Source organism: Candidatus Methylomicrobium oryzae, from assembly GCF_016745425.1.
Classification (GTDB): Bacteria; Pseudomonadota; Gammaproteobacteria; order Methylococcales; family Methylomonadaceae; genus Methylomicrobium; species Methylomicrobium oryzae.
The window spans coordinates 1-1177 of the sequence record NZ_JAERVK010000055.1 but is presented as its reverse complement, the minus strand read 5'-3'; the positions used below and the strand labels follow the sequence as shown (position 1 = coordinate 1177).

1 pseudogene is annotated in these 1177 nt (G+C 51.4%); it reads left to right on the top strand.

From position 1 onward, the window contains the following. Positions 1–1144, top strand: a pseudogene (locus tag JJL52_RS21090) (IS256 family transposase); the annotation flags it as partial. Positions 1145–1177: the final 33 nt, after the last annotated feature.

The following is a 1177-nucleotide window of genomic DNA, read 5'->3' as shown; positions in this document are numbered from 1 at the left end:
AAACGGCCTATTGAAGCAATTGACCAAGGCGCTGGTTGAGCGGGCATTGGAAGCTGAAATGACCGAGCACCTGGGCCATGCCCGGCATGAACCCGTCAACAATCCCACCGGCAATACCCGCAACGGCAAGAGTCGGAAAACCCTGAAGGGTGATTTTGGCGAATTACCAATCGAGATTCCCCGGGATCGTCACGGCCAGTTTGAGCCACAAATCATTGGCAAGCACCAATCCCGCTGGAGCGGATTTGATGATAAGATCATTTCGCTTTATGCCCGTGGTCTAACGGTCAGGGAAATCCAAAGTCATTTGGAAGAACTGTATGGCACTGAGGTTTCGCCAACCTTGATTTCCACCGTCACGGATGCGGTGACCGAGGACGTGAAAGCCTGGCAATCACGACCACTGGAACCGATTTACCCGATCGTCTATCTCGACTGCATTCATGTTAAAGTCCGTGATACCGGTGCGGTACGGGTCAAGGCCGTCTATCTGGCTATCGGTATTAACCTGAATGGCGAGAAGGAAGTCCTGGGATTGTGGATCGCCCAAACCGAAGGCGCCAAGTTCTGGTTGCAAGTGGTCACCGAGTTGAAGAATCGCGGCGTGCAGGACATTTTCATCGTCTGTGTCGATGGCCTGAAAGGGTTTCCCGAGGCCATCGAAACCGTTTATCCCCAAACCGCCGTTCAACTGTGCATCGTCCATCTGGTGCGTAACAGCCTCAACTATGTCAGTTGGAAAATGCGCAAGTCCGTCGCCGCTGATCTCAAGCGCATTTACCAATCGGCAACGGTTGATGAAGCCGAGCAAAGGCTGGCCGAGTTCGAGGTGGAATGGAACGACGCTTACCCGTCGATTGCCCCGATATGGCGGCGTAACTGGAGCCGTATCATCCCGTTTTTTGACTATCCGCCCGAAATACGTCGGATCATCTACACCACTAACGCCATCGAATCAGTGAACATGAGTCTACGGAAAATCATCAAGAATCGCGGTTCGTTTCCCAGTGATGAGGCGTTATCGAAGCTGTTCTAGCTAGCCCTGATGAATATCAGTAAAAAATGGAGCATGCCGTTACATGACTGGAAAACTGCCTTAAATCGGTTTAGCATTCAATTTGACGACCGGATGCCAAACCGTTAAAAACTCCGTTTACACAAAATTCAGGACACCCTC